The sequence below is a fragment of the Thioclava sp. PTB-PU3-1 genome, from assembly GCF_055666785.1.
In genome coordinates this window covers 14,626-37,500 of the sequence record NZ_JBVNVL010000012.1, presented here as the reverse complement: position 1 = coordinate 37,500, position 22,875 = coordinate 14,626, and the positions used below count along the sequence as shown (strand labels likewise).

The 22,875-nt window shown below is 63.4% G+C and carries 21 protein-coding genes, 1 tRNA gene and 2 rRNA genes (1 of these 24 only partly in view); 17 read left to right on the top strand and 7 right to left on the bottom strand.

The annotated features are described in order from the left end of the window. The 3 genes from ACZ7GB_RS19735 to ACZ7GB_RS19725 form a co-directional block, all read left to right on the top strand. Nucleotides 1–1,055: ribosomal RNA gene (locus ACZ7GB_RS19735) — 23S ribosomal RNA — on the top strand (it extends 1,777 nt beyond the left edge of the window). An 85-nt stretch (nucleotides 1,056–1,140) separates the two neighbouring features. Beyond that, nucleotides 1,141–1,255 (top strand): 5S ribosomal RNA (gene rrf / locus ACZ7GB_RS19730). Nucleotides 1,256–1,451: 196 nt separating this feature from the next. Then, nucleotides 1,452–1,528 (top strand) — tRNA-Met (locus tag ACZ7GB_RS19725). A gap of 358 nt (nucleotides 1,529–1,886) precedes the next feature. Here ACZ7GB_RS19725 and ACZ7GB_RS19720 read toward each other — a convergent pair. The 3 genes from ACZ7GB_RS19720 to ACZ7GB_RS19710 form a co-directional block, all read right to left on the bottom strand. Further along, nucleotides 1,887–2,417, bottom strand: coding sequence for a flavin reductase family protein (locus ACZ7GB_RS19720; RefSeq protein ID WP_472160134.1), 531 nt, complete (start codon nucleotides 2,415–2,417; stop codon nucleotides 1,887–1,889). 2 nt (nucleotides 2,418–2,419) lie between these two features. Continuing rightward, nucleotides 2,420–2,758 (bottom strand): ferredoxin FdxA, encoded by a 339-nt coding sequence (gene fdxA / locus ACZ7GB_RS19715; RefSeq protein ID WP_078523452.1) that lies wholly within the window; start codon nucleotides 2,756–2,758, stop codon nucleotides 2,420–2,422. 62 nt (nucleotides 2,759–2,820) lie between these two features. Further along, nucleotides 2,821–3,423: a superoxide dismutase gene (locus tag ACZ7GB_RS19710; protein ID WP_078602683.1), complete on the bottom strand. Its 603-nt coding sequence runs from the start codon at nucleotides 3,421–3,423 to the stop codon at nucleotides 2,821–2,823. Nucleotides 3,424–3,510: 87 nt separating this feature from the next. On the opposite strand from ACZ7GB_RS19710, the gene ACZ7GB_RS19705 reads away from it, so the two are divergent. Both ACZ7GB_RS19705 and murB read left to right on the top strand, forming a co-directional pair. Continuing rightward, nucleotides 3,511–4,191: a helix-turn-helix transcriptional regulator gene (locus tag ACZ7GB_RS19705; RefSeq protein ID WP_274963756.1), complete on the top strand. Its 681-nt coding sequence runs from the start codon at nucleotides 3,511–3,513 to the stop codon at nucleotides 4,189–4,191. Next, nucleotides 4,188–5,252 (top strand): UDP-N-acetylmuramate dehydrogenase, encoded by a 1,065-nt coding sequence (gene murB / locus ACZ7GB_RS19700; RefSeq protein WP_472160132.1) that lies wholly within the window; start codon nucleotides 4,188–4,190, stop codon nucleotides 5,250–5,252. Before ACZ7GB_RS19705 ends, murB begins: the two co-directional genes overlap by 4 nt. Before the next feature lie 73 nt (nucleotides 5,253–5,325). Here the strand turns inward: murB and ACZ7GB_RS19695 are convergent, their stop codons facing one another. Continuing rightward, the gene (locus ACZ7GB_RS19695; RefSeq protein ID WP_078549663.1) at nucleotides 5,326–6,348 is read right to left on the bottom strand and encodes a LacI family DNA-binding transcriptional regulator; all 1,023 of its coding nucleotides are present in this window, start codon (nucleotides 6,346–6,348) and stop codon (nucleotides 5,326–5,328) included. A gap of 172 nt (nucleotides 6,349–6,520) precedes the next feature. Here ACZ7GB_RS19695 and iolG point away from each other — a divergent pair, with 172 nt between their 5' ends. From iolG to ACZ7GB_RS19635, 12 genes are all read left to right on the top strand, one after another. Continuing rightward, nucleotides 6,521–7,516 carry an inositol 2-dehydrogenase gene (gene iolG / locus ACZ7GB_RS19690; RefSeq protein ID WP_472160130.1) on the top strand — a complete coding sequence of 332 codons (996 nt, stop codon included), beginning with the start codon at nucleotides 6,521–6,523 and terminating at the stop codon, nucleotides 7,514–7,516. 141 nt (nucleotides 7,517–7,657) lie between these two features. Then, nucleotides 7,658–8,587 (top strand): sugar ABC transporter substrate-binding protein, encoded by a 930-nt coding sequence (locus ACZ7GB_RS19685; protein ID WP_472160128.1) that lies wholly within the window; start codon nucleotides 7,658–7,660, stop codon nucleotides 8,585–8,587. A 128-nt stretch (nucleotides 8,588–8,715) separates the two neighbouring features. Then, nucleotides 8,716–9,819 (top strand): ABC transporter permease, encoded by a 1,104-nt coding sequence (locus ACZ7GB_RS19680; RefSeq protein WP_472160127.1) that lies wholly within the window; start codon nucleotides 8,716–8,718, stop codon nucleotides 9,817–9,819. A gap of 1 nt (nucleotide 9,820) precedes the next feature. Continuing rightward, a complete protein-coding gene (locus ACZ7GB_RS19675) occupies nucleotides 9,821–10,642 on the top strand; it encodes an ATP-binding cassette domain-containing protein (protein ID WP_472160125.1) in 822 nt (273 codons plus the stop codon). 65 nt (nucleotides 10,643–10,707) lie between these two features. Next, complete coding sequence (locus ACZ7GB_RS19670; protein ID WP_472160124.1) at nucleotides 10,708–11,832, top strand: Gfo/Idh/MocA family protein; 1,125 nt, start codon at nucleotides 10,708–10,710, stop codon at nucleotides 11,830–11,832. After that, entirely contained in the window at nucleotides 11,829–13,748 is a 1,920-nt protein-coding gene (locus tag ACZ7GB_RS19665) for a bifunctional 5-dehydro-2-deoxygluconokinase/5-dehydro-2-deoxyphosphogluconate aldolase (RefSeq protein WP_472160122.1), read from the top strand. Before ACZ7GB_RS19670 ends, ACZ7GB_RS19665 begins: the two co-directional genes overlap by 4 nt. A 97-nt stretch (nucleotides 13,749–13,845) precedes the next feature. Then, entirely contained in the window at nucleotides 13,846–15,702 is a 1,857-nt protein-coding gene (gene iolD, locus ACZ7GB_RS19660; RefSeq protein WP_472160121.1) for a 3D-(3,5/4)-trihydroxycyclohexane-1,2-dione acylhydrolase (decyclizing), read from the top strand. An 11-nt stretch (nucleotides 15,703–15,713) separates the two neighbouring features. Next, nucleotides 15,714–16,628 (top strand): myo-inosose-2 dehydratase, encoded by a 915-nt coding sequence (gene iolE, locus ACZ7GB_RS19655; protein WP_078549647.1) that lies wholly within the window; start codon nucleotides 15,714–15,716, stop codon nucleotides 16,626–16,628. A gap of 4 nt (nucleotides 16,629–16,632) precedes the next feature. Continuing rightward, on the top strand, nucleotides 16,633–16,836 hold the full coding sequence (locus tag ACZ7GB_RS19650) for a hypothetical protein (RefSeq protein ID WP_078549645.1): 204 nt from the start codon (nucleotides 16,633–16,635) through the stop codon (nucleotides 16,834–16,836). Further along, complete coding sequence (gene iolB, locus ACZ7GB_RS19645; protein ID WP_472160120.1) at nucleotides 16,833–17,639, top strand: 5-deoxy-glucuronate isomerase; 807 nt, start codon at nucleotides 16,833–16,835, stop codon at nucleotides 17,637–17,639. Before ACZ7GB_RS19650 ends, iolB begins: the two co-directional genes overlap by 4 nt. Before the next feature lie 22 nt (nucleotides 17,640–17,661). Then, nucleotides 17,662–18,441 carry a TIM barrel protein gene (locus ACZ7GB_RS19640; protein ID WP_472160118.1) on the top strand — a complete coding sequence of 260 codons (780 nt, stop codon included), beginning with the start codon at nucleotides 17,662–17,664 and terminating at the stop codon, nucleotides 18,439–18,441. Nucleotides 18,442–18,753: 312 nt separating this feature from the next. Next, a complete protein-coding gene (locus ACZ7GB_RS19635; RefSeq protein WP_078571106.1) occupies nucleotides 18,754–20,109 on the top strand; it encodes an MFS transporter in 1,356 nt (451 codons plus the stop codon). Nucleotides 20,110–20,201: 92 nt separating this feature from the next. Here ACZ7GB_RS19635 and ACZ7GB_RS19630 read toward each other — a convergent pair whose 3' ends face one another. From ACZ7GB_RS19630 to ACZ7GB_RS19620, 3 genes are all read right to left on the bottom strand, one after another. Further along, nucleotides 20,202–20,855 carry a hypothetical protein gene (locus ACZ7GB_RS19630; RefSeq protein ID WP_472160117.1) on the bottom strand — a complete coding sequence of 218 codons (654 nt, stop codon included), beginning with the start codon at nucleotides 20,853–20,855 and terminating at the stop codon, nucleotides 20,202–20,204. Nucleotides 20,856–21,515: 660 nt separating this feature from the next. Further along, on the bottom strand, nucleotides 21,516–21,812 hold the full coding sequence (locus tag ACZ7GB_RS19625) for a DUF433 domain-containing protein (protein ID WP_472160135.1): 297 nt from the start codon (nucleotides 21,810–21,812) through the stop codon (nucleotides 21,516–21,518). A 216-nt stretch (nucleotides 21,813–22,028) separates the two neighbouring features. Then, entirely contained in the window at nucleotides 22,029–22,862 is an 834-nt protein-coding gene (locus ACZ7GB_RS19620; protein ID WP_472160116.1) for an ABC transporter permease, read from the bottom strand. Nucleotides 22,863–22,875: the final 13 nt, after the last annotated feature.

Here is a 22,875-nt window from a genome sequence, read left to right as displayed (position 1 = left end):
GTCTGACGCCTGCCCGGTGCCGGAAGGTTAAAAGGAGGAGTGCAAGCTCCGAATTGAAGCCCCGGTAAACGGCGGCCGTAACTATAACGGTCCTAAGGTAGCGAAATTCCTTGTCGGGTAAGTTCCGACCTGCACGAATGGCGTAACGATCTCCCCGCTGTCTCAAACGTGGACTCAGCGAAATTGAACTGTGTGTCAAGATGCACACTACCCGCGGTTAGACGGAAAGACCCCATGAACCTTTACTATAGCTTCGCACTGGCATCAGGCATGTGATGTGCAGGATAGGTGGTAGGCTTTGAAACGGGGACGCCAGTCTTCGTGGAGCCATCCTTGAGATACCACCCTTCGCCTGCTTGATGTCTAACCGCGGTCCCTTATCGGGATCCGGGACCCTGCGTGGTGGGTAGTTTGACTGGGGCGGTCGCCTCCCAAAGTGTAACGGAGGCGCGCGAAGGTTGGCTCAGACCGGTCGGAAATCGGTCGTTGAGTGCAATGGCAGAAGCCAGCCTGACTGCAAGACTGACAAGTCGAGCAGAGACGAAAGTCGGCCATAGTGATCCGGTGGTCCCGAGTGGAAGGGCCATCGCTCAACGGATAAAAGGTACTCTGGGGATAACAGGCTGATGGTGCCCAAGAGTCCATATCGACGGCACCGTTTGGCACCTCGATGTCGGCTCATCTCATCCTGGGGCTGGAGCAGGTCCCAAGGGTACGGCTGTTCGCCGTTTAAAGAGGTACGTGAGCTGGGTTTAGAACGTCGTGAGACAGTTCGGTCCCTATCTGCCGTGGGTGTAGGATACTTGAGAAGAGTTGCCCCTAGTACGAGAGGACCGGGGTGAACGGACCACTGGTGGACCAGTTATCGTGCCAACGGTAGTGCTGGGTAGCTATGTCCGGACAGGATAACCGCTGAAAGCATCTAAGCGGGAAGCCCCCTTCAAAACTAGGTATCCCTTGAGGGCCGTGGAAGACCACCACGTCGATAGGCTGGAGATGTAAGCGCGGCAACGCGTTCAGTTGACCAGTACTAATTGCCCGATTGGCTTGATTTGATCCGGTAGAAGCCAGACCTCTGGCTCCGATCATAATCAAAAGCTGCATAGCAACTTGACTTGAACTTCATCGCTTCTTCCTCGGTTTGGTGGTCATAGCACGAGCAAAACACCCGGCTCCATTCCGAACCCGGCCGTTAAGTGCCGTCGCGCCAATGGTACTGCGTCTTAAGACGTGGGAGAGTAGGTCACCGCCAAACCTAGAAAGAAGCGATAAAACTTCATCTCTCAAACAACGATGACAAACAAAATCCCGATCGCAAAAACATAAAGCCCTCGGGAAACAAACGCGGGATGGAGCAGCCCGCAATCGCTACAAACTCTCCTCGAGAGTTTGCCTAACGCGATCGCCTCGTCAGGCTCATAACCTGACAAAAAGGGCAAACGCTCAACGGACGCGGGATGGAGCAGCCCGGTAGCTCGTCAGGCTCATAACCTGAAGGTCGTAGGTTCAAATCCTACTCCCGCAACCAAATCTTCTAAAGCATATCAAACGCTTAGCCTCGCTCCCCGCGAGGCTCTTTGCGTTGCGATAAACACAGTGGAAGCAATGTCGAAGCTGATCTTGATCTTGTCCCGTTCCTTCAAGCGGAACACGACGAAGCCCCCTCAGAAAGGGTCGAGATCAAAATTCCCCGAAACGGAGTTAACAAGCCCATCGATCCCTGTTCGGATGTCGACTGGTTGCGTTGCTAGGTAGATCTTGAACCGGCGAGCGTATCGAAAGGCTCGTGCGCCGCGAACCATTCCGGCAAACCCTTGATGTAGCGGAACGAGGCACCACAGCCCTAGCGGGCGTAATCCGCCCTGACCTCGGGGCTGTCGAAGCCGTCACAGCGGGGTGATGGTTTTGAACTGACGGCCGTGCCAGACCAGTGGCGTGGCGTTTGCGGAATGGTCGATCTTCCGCGGGCGCCCGACGAACAGCACGTGATCGGTCGTCTCGATCTCTCCGACGAGGGCGCAGTCCATCGTGGCCACGGCACCGTGCAGGCGCGGGTGGCCGGAGGGCCAGGTGTCCCATGCGCCATGCTCGAACCGCTCCTCCGGCGCGACCTTGCCGGCAAAAGCCTCGGCCACCGCCTGCTGGTCCGCTTGCAGCATCGCGAAGGAAAACCCGCCCTGCGCGCGGATCAGCGATGTCAGGCGGGCGCCGGAGTCGATGGAGACCAGCAGCGACGGCGGATCGACCGCCAGCGAGAGCGCTGCGGTGACGGTGCGCCCTACGCGGTCGCTGTCCCGCGCGGCGCTCACAACGCAAACGGTTGCGGCCAGCGCAGACATCGCCTCGCGGAACGCAGCTTGCGTGTCCAGCCCGGCGTCGATCATCGCATAGGAAGCCTGTGAGAGTTCAGTGCTCATGACTATCCTTTTTGCCCCGGCTCGGGCGAGAAATGCGTTTGCAGCTTGTTCGGCACGCCATCCATCTCGTCGGCATTCGCGGGCGGGGTGCCCATCGCGACGATGACAGGCCAGACCTCTGCATATTTACGGTTGAAGTCGACCCAGCCTTCGCCGTCAGGATCGGTGTCGGGGCGGATCGCGTCGGCGGGGCACTCGGGTTCGCAGACGCCGCAGTCGATGCATTCATCGGGATGGATCACGAGAGCATTTTCGCCCTCATAGAAGCAATCGACCGGACAGACCTCGACGCAATCCATGTATTTGCAGGCGATGCAGTTTTCGGTGACGACGTATGTCATGGGGAGGGGCTCATGAGCTTGGAAGAGGCCGTGCGCAGGTGGTGCGCACGGCGCTCGGTGCATCAGGCGAGGTTCGACGCCGCGAACTCGTAATTTGCGAGATTGTCGAGGAAGTTCGTCACGTAGTCCGGCCGACGGTTGCGGAAGTCGACGTAGTAGCTGTGTTCCCAGACATCGAGGCCCAGCAGCGCCGTGCCCTCGCCGGTGGCGAGCGGGTTCACCCCGTTGGGCGTCTTGGTCACGCCGAGGCTTCCGTCCGGCTTCTGGATCAACCAGGCCCAGCCCGAACCGAATTGCCCGGTTGCTGCGGCCTTGAACGCCGCTTTGAAATCGTCGACAGAACCGAAATCGGCGATCAGTCGCGACTCGAGTGCGCCGGGGATGCCGCCACCCTGCGGCGAAAGGGCGTTCCAGAAATGGATGTGGTTCCAGTGCTGTCCCGCCTGGTTGAAGATGCCGTCGCGTGCGGGATCGCCGTAAGTGGCGACGACGATCTCCTCCAGAGTCTTGCCCTGAAGGTCGGCGGTCTTCTCGACGAAGCCGTTGAGCGCCGTCACATAGGCCTGATGGTGCTTGTCGTGGTGTAGTTCGAGCGTTTCCTGGCTCATGCCGCGGTCAGCAAGCGCGGAATGGGAAAAGTTCAGTGCGGGAAGTTCGAAAGCCATGTCAGGTCTCCTGCGGGGGGTGGTTGCGCCGCAGCCTGCGGCGGGTTAATTAATCAAGTAAGTGCTTTGAAAAATATTGAGGCGAATATGTCAAGCGATAGCTTGGAAAAATACGCGATGGAAGATTCAGGCTGGTCGCCGCGCTCCGCCTCTGAGCGCATCCTGATGGCGTTGAAGATGCACGGGGCGCTGACCTCGGCGCAGGTCGGGGCCCGCCTCGGCACCACCGGGGAGGCCGCGCGGCAGCAACTGCTGAAACTCGCCGAGGACGGGCTGGTCGCAGATGAACGTCGCGCCTCCGGGCGTGGGCGACCTGCGGTTTTTTGGCATCTGAGCGAAAAGGGGCAGGCTCGGTTTCCGGACACGCATGCTGCGCTGACCGTGGAAATTCTGCGCAGCATTTCCGGTGTTCTGGGGGAGGAGGCGCTCGAGCGCATCATCGAAGCCCGAGAGGCGACGACGCAGGCGCTCTACGAGGCGGAAATGACGGGCTGTGGCGATCTGGCTGCACGGGTCGAGAAGCTGGCCGAGCTGCGCAACGCCGAAGGCTACATGGCATCTGCCGAGCGTGATGCGGACGGTACCCTTCTCCTTGTCGAGAACCATTGTCCGATCTGCGCCGCGGCGACTTTCTGTCAGGGCTTTTGTCGGGCCGAACAGGCGGTGTTCAAGGCTGTTTTGGGCGAGGATGTCTCGGTCGAGCGGGTTGAACATATCGTCGAGGGCGGTCGCCGCTGCACCTATGTCATCCGCGACGCCGTGACATGAGCGCGGAGCGGCGGACCGACGTTGCGCGCGCTGGCAGGCCCGGTGCGTGGACGCCCCCCGTCACGCAGTCGCCGACACCGCTGAAGGCAGCGTTCGACTTGGGCCGCCGCAACACGCTGGGCTTGCGGTCGCAGGCCCGGTTCGGCGGGGTGCTGCACACAGAAGCCGAGATCATCGCAGCCGCGCAATATGCCGGGCGTCTCGGCCTGCCGTTTCACCTTCTGGGCGGCGGGAGCAACTGCGTCCTGGCCGAAGAGATCGACGGCGTGGTCGGGATCAACGGATTGCTTGGTCGCAGCGTGACGCGTGCTTCCGATGGTGTGCGCGTCACGGCAAAGGCGGGTGAGAACTGGGATGCCCTGGTGCGCTGGACGGTGGAGCAGGGTATCGGCGGCCTCGAGAACCTTGCCGGGATACCGGGCACTGTCGGCGCGGCGCCAGTCCAGAACATCGGCGCCTATGGAGTGGAGCTGAAAGACTTCGTCGAGAGCGTCGATATTATCGACACGAAGACATGGACCGCCCGACGCCTTTCGGCGCGCGACTGCGGCTTCGCTTATCGGCACAGCCGTTTCAAGGAGAGGCCGGGCGTTGAGCTTGTCACCGGGGTCACGCTTCGGCTGCCTACGGATTGGAAGCCGAATCTCGGCTATGCCGGTCTGGCTGACCTGTCCGGCTCACTCAGCCCGGACAGGATCATGAAAGCCGTTCTGGCTCAACGCGCGGCGAAGATCCCGGACTGGAGGGACATCGGCAATGTCGGGTCTTTCTTTCACAACCCGATCGTTTCGGTCGCGACCGCGCGACGCTTGGCGGACGTCCCGGGGCATCCGGTCCCGGGCGGCGTGAAGCTCTCGGCGGCGAGGCTTCTCGATCTCTGCGGCCTGAAGGGGGTCCGCAGGGGCGGTGCCGGATTCTCTGAAGCACACGCGCTGATCCTCGTGAACCTCGGCGGCGCGACGGTTGAGGACGTCATCGCGCTTGCCGATCACGCCCGAGAGACGGTCCGCGCACGCTTCGGTGTCTCTCTCGTGCAGGAACCGGCATTGATCGGGCGCTGAGCCGACATGCGTGCGTCGCACCGCGAATGATCAGCCCTCTATCCCCGTCGACCGATGCGCTTGCCCTGCGGCGTCAGGCGCTTGCGCGGGGGACGAGCTTGCCCTTGAACGCGCGGTCGAAGTCACGGTCTTCACTGCTTTCGAGCACTTCGACCAGATATTCGGCCATCTCCGTCAGGGGCTGGCGATAGGTGGTCAATGCGTAATTCGGGCTCTGGCATTGCGGCACGTCGTCGAAGCCCGTCACCGCGATATCCTCGGGAATGCGCAGGCCGAGCTTGTGGCGGATCACGTCGATCGCGCCGATGGCGAGCGCGTCGTTCTCGCAGACGAGGATGTCGGGCATTTCGTCGCGCGGGCGATCGGTGAGAATCCGGGTCACGACCTGCTCGGCGAGGATCGGGTCATAGGCGGGCACTTCGGCGAATTCTGGGATGGTCCCGAAACGCCGCTCCCAGCAGCCCAGGAAGGTTTCCTTGCGGAGCAGATGCGCGGAGTAGGTGCGCGGACCCGCGAGGAAGAGCGGGCGGCGATAGCCCTGTTCCGCAACATAGGCGGCGATCTCCTGCATCGCGGCAGCGTCGTCCACCGCGATCGAGATCGTGTCGGGATGGCGCGAGGTGCGCGCGAAGATAATCAGCTTGTGGAATCGTCGGGCGTGCAGAGCGGTCTCGAGAACCTCATCGTCGAACTGAATCCCGATCAGGATCGCGGCATCGACGCGGCGCTGGCTGGCGTTGAGGATCGCGTGGCCCGCATCGTCGCGGTCGAGCGTGTTCACCAGAAGCGTATCCCAGCCATGCTTGCGCAGGATGCGGGTCAGCCGCTCCATCATCACCAGTTTATGCGGGTTGGCGAAGTCATCGACCAGCAGCGCGACGAGGTTCGAGCGATCCGAGGCCAATGCGGCTGCGCGCAGATCGGGCACGTAGCCGAGCTTGCTCGCCGCTTCCATCACCTTGGTCCGGGTCTTGGGCGAAATTGACGCGTCCTTCTTGAAGGCCCGGTTGACCGTCCAGCGCGAGACACCGGCCGCTTCGGCGACATCATCGGCGGTGATGTTGTTTTCGAAATTCGGTCTGCGCACGTCGCTCATCGGGTTCTCCTCAAAAGCTGACCTATCAGCTTTCTTGCCAGCATACACACAGAAAAGAGCGGCAGCGGGGTCCCGTTTGCACGCGCGTGCAAAAAATTCTTGCACGCGCGTGCAAAACGGATGATGTTAGCGCCAGTCATCGGTCGAATCGGATCGGTTCTGGGAGGAATGCATGTTGAAAGTCGGGTTGCTGGGCGCCGGCCGTATCGGTCAGGTGCATGCGGTAAATATTGCCGGACATCCGGGCAGCACGCTTGTCGCGGTCTCGGATGTGAACGCGGAGGCAGCGCAGGCGCTCGCCGCGAAATACGACGCGAAAGCGGCAAGTTCCGAGGAGCTCATTGCCAATCCCGACATCGACGCGGTGCTGATCGCCAGCTCGACCGACACCCATTCGGATCTGATCGAGAAGGCGACGGCGGCAGGCAAGGCCGTGCTGTGCGAAAAGCCGGTCGATCTATCGCTTGAACGGGCGAAAGCCTGCCTCGCGGCGGTTTCGAAAACCGGCCAGCCTGTGATGATCGGCTTCAACCGTCGGTTCGACCCGAATTTCGGCGCGCTGCGCTCTGCCGCCCACGCCGGAGAGATCGGCAAAGCCGAGCTGCTCTCGGTCACATCCTTCGATCCTGCGCCGCCGCCGGTCTCTTACATCAAGGTCTCGGGCGGTCTGTTCCGCGATATGATGATCCATGATTTCGACATGGCGAATTTTATCATGGACAGTGCGCCGGTCAGCGTTCGCGCCGTCGGTTCGTCCATCGTCGATCCGGCGATCGGGGAGGCGGGCGACGTGGATACGGCCGTGGTCACGCTGACCTATGCAGACGGGCGTATTGCCGTGATCAAAAACTCGCGCCGGGCTGTCTACGGCTACGATCAGCGCGTCGAATTGCTGGGCTCGGAGGGTCTGCTGACCGCGGCGAACATGCTGGAGAACACGGTCTCGAAATCGACCGTGGCCGGCGTCTCTTCGGCCAAGCCCACCTATTTCTTCCTCGAGCGTTACATGCCCGCCTACGCGGCGGAATGGGACGCCTTCGTTACCGCTCTGGCAGAGGGTCGCCCGATGCCGGTGACACTCGAGGATGGCGTGGCCGCGCTCGCGATGGCCGAGGCCGCAACGAAATCCGCCAAGACGGGGGAGGCCGTCGATCTGGCGACGCTCTGAGGCGCTGCCTCGGAGTGGACGGAAATCGCAGGCGCGAGGAGGTGCCTGTGGTTCAAAGGCCGAAGGGATCGGTCAGGCCGCATCGGACGCGACATGGAGGGGCGTGGTGCGGTGACAAACAAGAGAGTCTGGGAGGATTACATGAAACAGTTTCTGCGTGCTGCAGTCGCGGCCACCACGGTCGCCTTCGCTGCGCCGGCTTTCGCGACCGATATCGTCGTGGTCTCGCACGGGCAGGCCAATGACCCGTTCTGGTCGGTCGTGAAGAACGGCGTCGAGCAGGCGGCGAAGGATACCGGCGTGAACGTCGAATACCGCTCGCCCGAGACCTTCGACATGGTCGCGATGAGCCAGCTGATCGACGCCGCCGTGAACCAGGAGCCCGACGGTTTGGTCGTCTCGGTTCCCGATGCGGACGCGCTTGGCCCGTCGATCAAGCGGGCCGTTGCCGCAGGCATCCCGGTGATCACGATGAATGCCGGATCGGATGTGTCGAAATCGCTGGGTGCGCTGCTGCATGTCGGTCAGGACGAATTCACCGCGGGTGAGCGCGCGGGTGAGAAGCTCAAGGAAATGGGTGGCAAGAACGGGCTCTGCGTCAACCAGGAAGTCGGGAATGTCTCGCTCGACCAGCGTTGCGCCGGTTTCGCCAAGGGCTTTGGCGGTCAGGTGAAAGTGCTGCCGACCACCAATGATCCGGCGGATATCGAGGCCAAGGTGCGCGCAGCCCTGCAATCCGATACGTCGATCGACACCGTGTTGGCGCTGGGTGCGGCGACGGCGGGTGAACCCTCGGTCAAGGCGGTCAAGGCGCTGGGTGAAGGTGGCGGCAAGATCAACGTCGCGAGCTTCGATCTGTCCCCGGGTTTCCTGAAGGATGTCGAGAATGGTGACGCGGCCTTCGCGATCGACCAGCAGCAGTACCTCCAAGGCTATCTGCCGGTGTCGTTCCTCGCGCTCAACGCGAAATACGGCCTGATCCCGGCGTCGAACGTCGCTTCGGGTCCGAACCTGATCACCAAGGATAAGGCGGCTCAGGTGGTCGATCTGTCGGCCAAGGGCATTCGCTGATCCATATCGGATGAGTTGATACGGGGATGCGCGCGAGCCCCTTGATGCGCGCGCGCATCCCACCGGCGCCACCGCGGGCGGTCGCGGAAGAGAAAGCGCCACGAACCAGCATTCTCAGGGAGGGTATAATGCCTGCCGACTCCACGGTTACCGACGAGCGCGTTCGCGAGGAGACTCTTCTCGCGCGCTTGATGAAGCGGCCTGAGCTGGGCGCGATCGCCGGGCTCATTCTCGTGACGATCTTCTTTCTCTTCACCGCGAATGGCTCGATGTTCACCCTGTCCGGGATCATGAACTTCCTGACGCCCGCCGCGCAGCTCGGCATTCTCGCCATCGGCGCGTCGCTGTTGATGATCGGGGGCGAGTTCGACCTCTCGATCGGCTCGATGGTCGCCTTCGCGGGGATGATCTTCGGTGCGCTCGTCGTCAATCTCGGCCTGCCGCTGATCGTGGCCATTCCCGGCACTCTGATTTTTGCGGGGTTGATGGGGGTGGTGAACGGGCAGCTGGTGATCCGCACGGGCCTGCCCTCCTTCATCGTGACGCTGGCGTTCCTCTTCATCTTGCGTGGCCTGTCGCTGGTCGGTCTGAAATATCTCACCGGCGGGTCGACCCAGCTGCGAGGCGTCCGCGAAGCGGTGAGCGATGACTGGCTTGCGCCGTTCTTCTCGGGCGATGCGTTCACCGGCCTCTTCGCGAAGCTCGCCGAATGGGGTTGGATCGACAGGTTCAAATCCGGCGCGCCGAAAGTGCCGGGCATCCCGGTCGAGATCCTGTGGTTCATCGCCATCGCGCTCTTTGCGACCTGGATCCTGCTGCGGACCCCTGCAGGCAACTGGATCTTCGCCGCGGGCGGCGACAAGACTGCCGCTTCCAATTCGGGCGTGCCGGTCAACCGGGTAAAGACGACGCTCTTCGTCGTGACTGCCTGCTGCGCAGCACTCGTCGCCATCATGACCGTGATCGACGCGGGCTCCACCGATGCGCGTCGCGGCTTCCAGAAAGAATTCGAGGCGATCATCGCCGCGGTGATCGGGGGCTCGCTGCTGACCGGCGGTTACGGTTCGGCCATCGGCGCTTTCTTCGGCGCGATCATCTTCGGCATGGTCGTGATCGGTCTGACTTACACCTCGATCGATCAGGACTGGTTCCAGGTCTTCCTGGGCGGGATGCTGCTGCTCGCCGTGATCTTCAACAACGTGATCCGCAAGCGCGTGACGGGGGAACGCTGATATGGAAATTGAGACCGCATTCCATCACGGCGCCGTCGCCGCCGACGCCAAGCCCATCCTCGAGATGCGCGGCATCAAGAAGCACTTCGGCAACGTGATCGCCTTGGCGGGCGTCAGCTTCGACATCCGCCCCGGCGAGTGCCACTGTCTTCTGGGCGATAACGGCGCGGGCAAATCGACCTTCATCAAGACGATGTCGGGCGTGCACAAACCGACCGAGGGCGAGATCCTCTTTGAAGACAAGCCGATGAACTTCTCGAGCCCGCGCGATGCGATGGAGGCCGGGATCGCCACGGTGTTCCAGGACCTCGCGATGATCCCCCTGATGAGCGTAACGCGCAACTTCTTCATGGGGCGCGAACCCACGAAGGGATCGGGCCCGTTCAAGCGCTTCGACGTGAAGCAAGCCAATGAGGTCTGCGTCGAGGAGATGCGAAATATGGGCATCAACCTGCGCGGCCCCGATCAGGCGGTGGGCACGCTTTCGGGCGGCGAGCGCCAGACCGTTGCCATCGCCCGCGCGGTCTATTTCGGCGCGAAGGTTCTGATCCTCGACGAGCCGACCTCGGCACTTGGCGTGCGCCAGACCTCGAACGTGCTCGCCACGATCGACAAGGTGCGCAAGCAGGGTGTGGGTGTCGTGTTCATCAGCCATAACGTGCGCCACGCGATGGCGGTGGGCGATCGCTTCACCGTGCTCAATCGCGGCAAGACGCTGGGCACCGCAACCCGGGGCGAGATCACGCCGAACGAGCTGCAGGACCTGATGGCCGGTGGCCAGGAGATGGCGCAGCTCGAGGGCTCGCTCGGCGGCACGATCTGACACGCGGGCAGGGGCGCGACGTGCCCCTGCCACGGACTGCAATGACGACAGGAACTGAGGGTGACATGGCGCTTCCGATGCCCGAAACTCCGCTTGGCGTGGCCCTGATCGGGACCGGCTTCATGGGCAAATGTCACGCGATGGCGTGGCGCAATCTCGCGACCGTCTTCGGCGGCGCGCATCCGCGGTTGGAGATCCTCTGCGACACGCCCTCCGACAAGGCCCGCGCCTTCGCCGAGCAGTTCGGCTTCGAGCGTGGCAGCGACGATTGGCAGGCGACTTGCGCCGATCCGGCGGTCGATGTGGTCTCGATCACCGCGCCCAACGGATTGCACCGCCCGATGGCCGAGGCCGCCCTGCGTGCGGGCAAGCATGTCTGGCTGGAAAAGCCGATGGCGCTGACGCTGGAGGATGCGCGGGCGATGGCCGGGATTGCCGCGGAGCATCCCGGGCAGGTCACGATCCTCGGCTACAACTACCTTCGGTCGCCCGCCTTTCAGATGGCGCGCAAGCTGATTTCGGACGGTGCGATCGGCACGCCGCGCGCCTTCCGGGGCGTCTATGACGAAGACTATTCCGCCGACCCGCGCCTCCCGTGGTCATGGCGGATGACGCGCGAGGCTGGCGGTCTGGGCGCTTTGGGCGATCTGGGCTGCCACCTCGTGTCGCAGATGGTGGCGCTGATGGGGCCGGTCGCGGAGCTGACCGCGATGACCCAGATCGCGATCCCCGAGCGCACCTCCCCCGAAGGCCCCAAGCCGGTCGAGAACGAGGACAGTGCGATGGCGTTGATCCGGTTCGCGAGCGGCGCGCAGGGCTCGTTCGCCACCTCGCGGGTGGCGCGCGGGCGCAAGTGTCGCCTGCAATGGGAAATCCATGGCTCGGACGGCACGCTGGTCTTCGATCAGGAGAACATGAACGAGCTGTGGCTGCACCGCGCCGGCGAGGCGGGCTTCACCCGTCACCTGACCGGTCCGGAGCAGCCCGATTTCGCCGCCTTCTGCCCCGCGCCGGGGCATAATTTCGGCTTCAACGAACAGAAAGTGATCGAGGCGCGCGACCTCTGCGCAGCCATCGCGGGCGAACCCAATCGGGGCCCCGATTTCGCCGCCGGTCTGGAGATCGAGACGGTGATCCACGCAATGGCACGCTCCAACGGCGCCCCGATCCGGATCGGAGACATGGCATGAAAAACCTCGACGTGATCACGATTGGGCGGGCAGGCGTGGATTTGTATGGGGCGCAGATTGGCGGGCGTCTGGAGGATATGGGCTCGTTCGAGAAGTATATCGGCGGGTCTCCGACGAATATCGCTTGTGGAACGGCGCGGTTGGGGCTGAAGTCCGGGCTGATCACGCGGGTCGGCGACGAGCATATGGGCCGCTTCATCCGCGAGCAGTTGCTGCGCGAGGGCGTCGATGTGACCGGCGTTGCGACCGATCCGGAGCGGCTGACCGCGCTGGTGATCCTCGGCATCCGCGATGAAGAGCAGTTCCCGCTGATCTTCTACCGCGAGAACTGCGCGGATATGGCGCTGAGCGAGGAGGATATCGACGAGGCGCTGATCGCGCGGACGCGGAGCGTGCTCGCGACGGGCACGCACCTGTCGCATCCGCGCACGCGGGCGGCGGTGCTCAAGGCGCTGGAACTGGCCCGCAAGCATGGGGCGAAGACGGCGCTCGACATCGACTACCGCCCGAACCTCTGGGGCGTGGCGGGCCATGGCGAGGGCGAGAGCCGCTTCGTCGAGAGCGCCGAAGTGACGTCGAGCCTGATGGCCACGCTGCACCATTTCGACCTGATCGTGGGCACGGAAGAGGAATTCCACATCGCGGGCGGCAGCACCTCCACGATCGAAGCGCTGCGCGCGGTGCGCAAGGTCTCCGATGCCACGCTGGTGTGCAAACGCGGAGCCGCCGGCGCGGTGGCCTTCGAGGGCGATATTCCCGACAGCCTTGATGACGGCCAGACCGGCCCGGGCTTCCCGATCGAGGTGTTCAACGTATTGGGCGCGGGCGACGGGTTCTTCTCGGGTCTGATGAAGGGCTGGCTCGATGGCGAGAGCTGGCCGAAGGCGCTGGAATACGCGAACGCCTGCGGGGCCTTCGCGGTCTCGCGCCATGGCTGCACGCCCGCTTATCCCTCTCTGACCGAACTGGAATTCTTCCTCAAGCGGGGCGTCAAACAACCCGATCTGCGCAACGATGCGGAGCTGGAGCAGATTCACTGGTCGACCAACCGCCACACGCGCTCGCTGCCCGATTGGCCGGATTACCGGGTCTTCGCCTTCGATCACCGGATGCAGCTCGAAGAGATGCCGGGTTACACGCGCGAGAAGGGCGGTGCGTTCAAGGAGCTGTGCCTGTCGGCGGCAACTCAGGTGCAGGACGGGCGTCCGGGCTATGGCATCCTTTGCGACGATCGTATCGGGCGCGCGGCGCTGCATGCGGCCTCCGGGTCCGGCCTCTGGATCGGCCGGCCCTGCGAATGGCCGGGTTCGCGCCCGCTGGAACTGGAGCCGGAGCTTGGCCCCGATTGCGGCGGGCTGACCCAATGGGCGCGCGAGGAGGTGGTGAAGGTCCTGTGCTTCTGCCACCCCGACGACGATGCCGAGACGCGGGCCAATCAGGAGGCTACCGTCAAGCGCCTCTTTGCCGCGGCGCGCAGGAACGGGCTGGAATTCCTGCTCGAGATCATTCCGTCCAAGGTGGGACCGGTCGATGCCGACACCACCGCGACCCTGATCCGGCAATTCTACGAGATCGGCGTCTACCCGGATTGGTGGAAGCTGGAACCGATGGCGGACGCGGCCGGATGGGCCAAGGCCGTGGCCGCCATCGAGGACTACGACAAGCACACCCGCGGAATCGTGGTGCTGGGCTTGGATGCGCCGGAGGCGGAACTGGCCGCCAGCTTCGAGGTCGCGGCCGGGTTCGATCTGGTGAAGGGCTTCGCCGTGGGCCGGACGATCTTCGGCGACGTGGCGCGGGCCTGGATGCAGGGTGAGCTGACCGATGCCGAGGCCGTGGCCGAGATGGCGCGGCGCTATACCCGGCTCTGCGGGATCTGGGACGCGGCGCGGGCGAAGGCGGCGAAGGCTGCGTGAGGTTTGAAACGGGGAGGGGGCTCTGCCCCCGCTCCCTGATGGGAGCCCCCCGGGATATTTGGGCCAAGAGGAAGTGGCCCCAGAGAGGAAGAGAGAGATGAGCGAGACGATCCGGCTGACCGCCGCGCAGGCGATGGTGAAGTGGCTCTCGGTGCAGATGACCGAGGATGGCGAGCGGTTCATCGAAGGGATGTGGGCGATCTTTGGCCATGGCAACGTGGCTGGGATCGGCGAGGCTTTGCATGCCTACAAGGACGTCTTCCCGACCTGGCGCGGGCAGAACGAACAGACGATGGGTCATGCGGCGATCGCCTATGCCAAGGGCCGCAAGCGCACGCGGGCGCATGCGGTAACATCAAGCATCGGGCCGGGATCGACCAACCTCGTGACGGCCGCCGCGCTGGCGCATGTGAACCGGTTGCCTGTGCTGATCGTGGCGGGCGACGTGTTCGCGACGCGGCGTCCCGATCCGGTGCTCCAGCAGGTCGAGGATTTTGACGACGGCACGGTCAGCGCCAATGACTGCTTCCGCCCGGTCTCGCGCTATTACGACCGGATCTCGCGCCCCGAGCATATCCTGTCCGCGCTGCCGCGGGCGCTGCGGGTGATGACCGATCCGGCCAATTGCGGCCCCGCCGTTCTGGCCTTCTGTCAGGACACGCAGGCCGAGGCCTATGATTACCCGGTGGAGTTCTTCGCGCCGCGCGTCTGGCGCATTCGTCGCCCGGCGCCGGACGCGGGAGAACTGGCGCGGGTCGCCGAGATGGTGAAGGCGGCGAAGAACCCGGTGATCATCGCGGGCGGCGGTGTGGTTTATAGCCAAGCTGAGGACACGCTGGCCGAGTTCGCGTCGAAGCATCAGATTCCGGTGGCGGAGACGCAGGCGGGCAAGTCGAGCCTCGCGCAGAGCCATCCGATGAGTTTCGGGGCCTCGGGCGTCGATGGATCGGCGGCGGCCAATACCGCCTCGCAAAACGCCGATCTGGTGATCGGGGTCGGCACGCGGTTCCAGGATTTCACCACCGGCTCGCGGACGCTGTTCGGGGCCGGGACGAAGCTCGTCTCGATCAATATCCACGGCTATGACGCGGCCAAGCACGGGTCGGAAAGCCTCGTGGCCGATGCCAAGGTCGCACTCGAGCAGCTGAGCGCGGCGCTTGGCGATTATCAGGCCGCGGCGCCCGATGCGGAGGCCCGCGAGGACTGGCTGCGCGCGGTCGACGCCTATTGCGCGCGTCCCGAGGATCAGGCGGCTTTGCCGACCGACGGTCAGGTGATCGGGGCGGTGCAACGTGCGACGGGTGACGACGCTGTGGCGATGTGTGCCGCGGGCACGATGCCCGGCGCGCTGAAGCTGCTGTGGAAGCCGTCTCAGGGCGGCTATCACATGGAATACGGCTATTCCTGCATGGGCTACGAGGTGGCGGGCGCGATGGGCCTCAAGCTCGCGCGGCCCGAGCGCGATGTGCTCTGCTTCGTGGGTGACGGCTCTTACATGATGGCGAATTCGGAGCTCGCGACGGCGGTGATGCGGCGGGTGCCCTTCACGGTGATCCTGACCGACAACCGCGGCTATGGCTGCATCAACCGGCTGCAGACGATGGGCTGCGGCGGCGAGCCCTTCAACAACATGTATGTCGATTGCAATGTCGAGGTGCAGCCCGAGATCGACTACGTCGCCCACGCGGCGGCGATGGGCGCGCATGCGGTGAAGGCGGCCAATACCGACCAGCTGGAAGCGGAAGTGAAAGCCGCGCGCGAGCGCGACATCCCGACGGTCATCGTGATCGACACCGTGGCCAAGGACTTCCCCGGCACCGGGCTGGAGACCACGGCGGGCGAACACGGTTTCTTCTGGGACGTGGCGGTGCCCGAGGTCTCGGACCGCCAGAAGCAGCGCGATCGCTTCGAAGAATACCTGACCCAGATCGCAAACGCGCGGCTGGTGAATTGAGGAGGAAAGAGATGATCCGTTTCGGCACGAACCCGATCGCCTGGGCGAATGATGACGACCAGAGCCTCGGCGCGCATATCCCGACCGAGCAGATCTTGCACGAAGCCGCCGAGATCGGTTTCGAGGGGATCGAGAACGGCCATCGCTGGCCGCAGGACGACCCCGAGGCGCTCAAGCAACTGCTGCGCGGCTATGGGCTGGATTTCGTTTCGGGCTGGTATTCGCTCAACCTTCTGGCCCAATCAGTGGAAGCTGAGAAGGCGGCGATCCAGCCGCATCTCGACAAGCTAAAGCATAATGGCTGCACCGTCTGTATTGCCTGTGAAACGTCGAATTCGGTGCAGGGGCTAGATGTGCCTTTGTCCGAAAAAGCGGTGCTGAGCGCGGCCGAGATGGCCGAATTCTGCGCCAAGGTCGAGGAACTGGCGGCGTTCACGGCCGGGCAGGGCATCGATCTCGTCTATCACCACCACATGGGCACCGTCGTCGAGACGCCTGTCGAGATCGACGCGTTCATGGCGGCGACCGGGCCTGCGACGAAGCTGCTGTTCGATGCGGGGCATTGCTATTTCGGCGGCGACGGCGTCGATCCCGCGCCGATGCTGCGCAAATATGTCGACCGCGTGCGCCATTTCCACGCCAAGAACGTTCGCCCCGAGGTGATGCGGCAGGTACGCGACACCGGCATGTCCTTCATGGACGGGGTGCGCGCAGGTGTCTTCACCGTGCCCGGCGACCCCGAGGGCGGCGTGGAGTTCGGACCGCTCCTGCGGATTCTGAAAGAGGCGGGCTATGATGGCTGGATCGTGATCGAGGCCGAGCAGGATCCCGATCAGCGCAACCCGTTTGAGTATCAGTCCTTGGGGCTCAAGACCCTCAAGTCAGCCGCCGTCGAGGCGGGGCTGATCGCCACTGAACGGGCCTGAGCGCATGGCCCGCGATCGTTTCCTCGATTTCGACACGCCCTGGTTCCGCCCGCTGTGGAAGCGGCTGCTGGTGGTGGGGGTGGCCCTCGGTTGGGGGCTGTTCGAACTCGTCGCCGGTGATCCGGGCTTCGCAATCCTGTTCCTCGCGATGGGCGGATATGCCGCCTATCGTCTTTTCGTGACCTTCAATCCGAGAGAAGACAAATGACCGATCTGTTGCGCAAACCCTTTGGGACCCACGGCAAGGTGCATGAGATCACCCCGCAATCGGCGGGCTGGCGCTATGTCGGCTTCTCGCTCTACCGGCTGCGCGCGGGCGAGAGCGCGGCGGAGGCCACTGGTTCGAACGAGGCGATCCTCGTGATGGTCGAGGGCAAGGCTGTAATCAAAGCCGCCGGGCAGGATTGGGGCGTGTTGGGCGAGCGGATGGATGTCTTCGAGAAGACGCCTCCGCATTGCCTCTATGTGCCCAACGATCAGGATTGGGAAGCCGTGGCCGAGACCGACTGCACCATCGCGGTCTGCACAGCACCCGGCAAGGGCGGGCATGAAGCGCGCAAGATTGGGCCCGACGGGATCAGCCTGACCGAGCGCGGCACCGGCACCAATACGCGCTATATCAACAATATCGCGATGGAGGGGGAGGATTACTGCGACAGCCTTCTCGTGACCGAGGTCTTCACGCCGGCGGGGCACTGGTCGAGCTATCCCAGCCACCGCCACGACGAGGACGACTTCCCGCGCATCACCTATCTCGAAGAGACCTATTACCATCGGTTGAACCCGGCACAGGGCTTCGGAATCCAGCGGGTCTATACCGAGGACGGCACGCTCGACGAGACGATGGCGGTCTCGGATGGCGACGTGGTGCTGGTCCCGCGCGGGCATCATCCCTGCGGCGCACCCTACGGGTTCGAGATGTATTACCTCAACGTCATGGCCGGGCCGCGCCGCAACTGGCGGTTCCAGGCGGATCCGGCTGTGCAGTGGATCATGGATCGGGATGCCTGAGGGCATCCGGGTGGAGAAGATGATGGAACAACCGTTTCAACTGGCGGCCTGCGCAGAGATGCTCTGGCGCGACCGGCCGATCGAATGGCGCGCAGCGCGGCTGACCGAGATGGGCTTCGGTGTGGGGTTGTGGAACTGGCCGGATCACGACCTCGATAAGCTCGAGGCGGTGGGGGCGAATTACACGATCATGAACGGCTATCTGGAGGGGCGGCTGAGTGACCCAGAGGGGGCGGAAATGCTGCTGCGCTCGGCGCGTGAGACCGCGGCGGTCGGTAAGCGGCTTAGCGTGGACCGGCTCAACCTGCATGGCACGGGTCTTGGCGACGGCGGTATCCCGATCCCGCAGCATGGCAGCTTCGCACCGGGCATGTTCCAGCGGGCCTGCGATACGCTGAACCGGATTTGCGATCTGGCTGAGGAAGAGGGGGTGGTCTTCACGCTCGAGAACCTCAACCCGATCGATCATCCGGGCTGTCCCTTCGGCTCTACCGCGGATGTGCTGGCGCTGGTCTCGACCGTCGATCGTCCACAGCTGCGGATCAATCTCGACCTCTATCATACGCAGATCGGCGAAGGGGATCTGATCCGCTGGTGCAAGGCGAGCCTGCCCTGGATCGGCGAGGTTCAGGTGGCCGACAATCCGGGGCGCTTCGAGCCGGGCACGGGTGAGATCAACTATGCCGGTGTGGCGAAAGCGCTGCAGCAGATGGGCTATCGCGGCCCAGTCGCCATGGAGGCCTTCGCGCAGGGCGATGAGGAGGCGGCACTCGAGGCGTTCCGCGCCGCCTTCACACTTTGAGACCCGTCGATATGCAAAGCGGTGTGCTGGTCGCGCATCCGATCCGCATACTGTTCCGTTCCCCCACTGAAGTGGACCGTCGCGCCAGTGGCACGACGACACCAAAGACAGCATTGTGCTTTGGGCTAACGTCCACCGACCCTGGAATCCCTTGTCCCGATGGACCAGCGCCAGTCATGCCCTAACTATCAAACCCGACCACTCAGGTGGGGCTGATCACCGGCCCGACCAAGTCGCTGGAACTGGGTCAGACCGAGACGCTGGAGAGCGGTCTCGTCTGGCTTCGGCATCGCGTGACCAAGGAAAGCTGAAATGCCCGTTACCCCCAAAGCCCCGCTCGCCATCGTGGCGCTTGCGACACTCCTGTCCCTCGTTGTTTTCACCCTGCCGCTGACCACGCTCGAGGCGATGACCGCCGCGCTCGGGCTCGGCCCCGCGCAGCAGGCTTGGATCATGTCGGGCATGCCGCTGGGAGCCGCGTGCGGGCTTCTGATCGCCGGGGCCTTCGGCGATACGCTGGGGCGGCGGCGGACCTTCGTGGGCGGGCTGTGGCTCACTGCGCTCGCTTCTGTTGCCGCCGCGCTCGCGCCGACCGGTCTGTTTCTGATCGTTGCGCGTGTCGTGCAGGGACTCGGCAGCGCCGGGATCATGGCCTGCGGCCTCGGGCTTCTGGGCCAGATCTACGAGGGCGAGCCACGCCGCCGTGCCGCCGCGATCTGGGCCGCGGGCCTTGGCGCGGGCGTGGCGCTCGGGCCGATCCTTGCCGCGGCGCTGCTGCCGATTGGGGGATGGCCCGCAGGGCATTGGGCGATCGCGCTCGCTGCGACCATCCTTGCGCTGAGCGCCTCGGCCCGCCTGCCCGAGAGCCCGCGCAGCCCGCATAGGGTCGACCTCACGGGCGGCCTGCTTCTGATGCTCGGCCTCGGCTGCCTGCTCTCGGCGCTCACCGAGTTGCGGTTGGGAGCTTTCGGCGTGGTGGGCTTGCTCGCATTGGGCGCGCTGGCCTTTCTGGCTCTCTTTTTGCGCACCGAACGCCGGGCTCCGAACCCGATCCTGCGGCTCGATCTCTTTGCCCATGCGCCTTTCACCGGCGCGACACTCGCGGCTTTCGCCTCGGGCGCGGGCGTGCTTGCGCTGATGTCTCTGGTGCCAACCGTGCTGGTGCGCGGCATGGGGCAGACGCCACTTACGGCCGCTTTCGTTCTCCTCGCATGGTCGGCGTTGACCGCGATCGCCGCGCTCAACGCGCATCGCTTGCCCGCGCGCTGGACCTCGCGCCAGCGCGTGATCGGCGGGATCGTCGGCTGCGGGGTCGGACAGGCCCTGATGCTGCTCGCGACGCCTGCGGCGAGTTGGGCGATCCTCGTGCCGGGGCTGCTGATTGCCGGGGTCTCGAACGGTATCCTGAACGCCGCGCTGGGGCATGAGGCGGTGCAATCCGTGCCGCCCGAGCGCGCCGCGATGGGATCGGCTGCCAATAATACCGCGCGCTACCTCGGCTCCGCCCTCGGGATCGCCTTGATCTCGATCCTGATTGCCGGACGCGATGGCGAGCGCTTCTTCGCGGGCTGGCACGAGGCCGTGGTGATGAGCACCTTGTTCAGCGGACTGGCAGTGTTTGCGATGCTCGGTCTCGCCCGCGAGCGCGGTTCCCTCGGTGCGCGATGAGCGCAGTCCCGTGTCAGGCGTCGCCGCCGCATCGTCGGACCGCTCGCTGAGGATCCAGGTGGCCGCACCCTGAACGTGCTGGGGGCGTGCGGCTACTGCCGGGTCAGCCTCACCGTGAACCCACCGCCACTCATGCTGAATGTCGCGAGCTTGCGTGCGTCATAGGCGGCATGCACATCGAAGGACTTGAAGTAAAACGGCCAGACATATCCGGGGCCCAAGACAACGCGATAGGATAGGTCGCAGATCACGGTGTCGTCGTTTTGCTTCTTGGCTGTCGTTGCCATCTGCACCACGCGTCGACCATCATACATGGCCATTGGCGAAGGACAGGTTTCACCATTTGCCAGCTTTGCGAAGAATTCCGTCGGGGAGATCACACCGGCGGGGACTTTTCCGGCGTCCGTCATCTCGGTCATCTCAGAGCGCGGTGTAATCTTAACGGCCGTCACGGTGTTCGCGTCTCGGACGATCGCGATATCGCGCGTTTCGCTGCCTCGGCTCGTCCCGAGGTAATGGACCTCATGACCTTTGGCCTGCGTCACCGCCTCGAAGGTTCCATCGTCCAAGCCGAACGGCGTGTTGTCGAGCGAGAGCAGCAGTTTCGCATTACTACCTTGCCCCTCGAATTGCAGCATGCCCAGGGATCGGTGGCCCAGCGTGACCTTGTAGATTTGCTTTTCGGCCGCTGCCGGTCCCGCCAGCAGGCCGGAAAAAGTCGCAACGAGAAGGAGAATGCGTGTCATGAAATATCCGTAGGCCAATGCTTTTTTGTCATGCCTACTTCCTCCCACATAGCTGTGCGATATCCAACTCCGTGAAGGAGGGCCGACAACTGGACAAAATTACAAAGATCTTTCCGGAAACAGGGTATTTGCGCGGTTCGACTTCTGCGTGGCCACAGGGCCCTGTAGGATTGCGCGCAATGTTGCGGGCTGTACGCTGAATTCGTTAGTAGTTTCTGGCGAGCTTCAAGCAAAGCTTTGCGGGTCTTTTGCGCATAGATTTGCGCAAATTTCGCGTAACTTTGCGTTTTAAGTCAGTATCCTACGAAGCGAATTCTTTCCGAGTCGACCTTAGCTTTTCCTGTTTTGATGGAAAGAAAAACCAGCCCATATTCTTAGCAACTTTTTGAAACTGGGAAACTCGGCGGCTCCGATTCCGAGATCATTTTTCGCGCCAACTCCGAGAACGCCCGAAATCAAGATCTTGGTCAGCATTGCCGCGGAGGCACCGCTCACTGGAGATAGTGTCGGCCTCAAACCGGCCATTTCGCCCTGTCGCAGCTACCTACTGCTTGGGCTACGTTTCTGAAGGAGGCTCCTGCTGCCTTCCCTCCGAAGCATTGTAGGTGCCTTCACTTGTGTTCTCAGTCATGAAACGCTGGCTCACGGGTCGTTGGTTAGTTAAAGAGGCCAAATCCGGTTCGCGAATTTGCCATTACGGACAAGGAGCAGATTTGCCTGTAACTCTGTCGGGCACACTTCTGGCTCATCGTCGTCAAGGTCTGCCTTCGGAGGATTCCCCACGGGGTGGGTGCGGGCATAGGTAGCAGCGCCCTCGAATGCTTCTCTTGGAATCGAGGGATGCTCTTCACAGAGATCATCCAAGGTATCGCCGTCGCCAAGCCTGACAAGCACAGATCTGCAAGTGATCCGCGTGCCTTTAATCACCGGGTTTGGGCGATACTGCGCCGCAGACATGGCTCTCAGATGGGCAGTCTGCACCCCTCCGCTTAGCAGGTCGCTGAGGTCTTCCAGAGGCCGAAAGGGAATGATGGCCAACACTCTATCTTGGCGCACAGCACCCTAAGAGACTCCCGGCGCGCGAAACAGGTGTGTCAGGGAGAGCGGATGCAATACTTGCGAACCGCGTCCACCGCCGCCTCAGTTGGGAGATAATCGCGGGCGACTGGAAGTTCAGGTCCGGTTCAACCGCACGAACAGCAGCCAGAACATCGCGCTGAGAAGTGGCAGCGTCACCAACAGAACGAGCGAGGACAGGGCGAAGATGATCGGCACCTGGCTTTGCTGGGCTGCCGCCTGCACCCAGTTCCATACCGGCATGGTCTCTGATGTGCCGCGCAGAAAGATCGTCCGCATGACCTCGTTGAAGGACATCAGGAAGCCGAAGAGGCCCGCACTGACGATGCCCGGCATGAGGATCGGAAATTCGATATCCTTGAAGACGCGCCAGTCACTCGCTCCGAGGTCGCGTCCCGCCTCGATCAGGGTATGGTCGAAGCGCAGGGTTACGACGAGTACGATCAGGAGTGCGAAGGGCAGGGCCCAGACGTAATGCCCCACGGCGATCGACCAGAAGCCTAGATCGAGTCCGAGCACGGACTGGCTGAAGATGAAGAGGGCCGCGCCCATCGACATGCCGGGCACGAAGAGCGGTAGGACGAAAACGAGGAGCATCGGGCCGGGGCTGGCGATGCGCGGAACTTCGCGCCCGATCACTGTGGCGGTAACTGCGCTGACCAATCCGACGATCAGGCCGATTACAATGCTGGCGACGAAGGGCATGTGCCAGTCGCTGCTCGCGAACAGTGCCTGATAGTGGCGTAGCGAGAAGGCGCCGGGGATGCCGGAGAGCGGGTCGCTCGAGATCGACAGCAGGACGAGCCAAAGCAGCGGGAAGTAGATCAGCGCGAGCATCGCGATGCCCATCCATTTGCCGAGCCGCTTCCAATTCGGGTTGTAGCTGGTTTCGAGCGAGGCGGGGCCTGTCGTGGCGGTCATGTCGGTCATTGGTCTTTCCTTT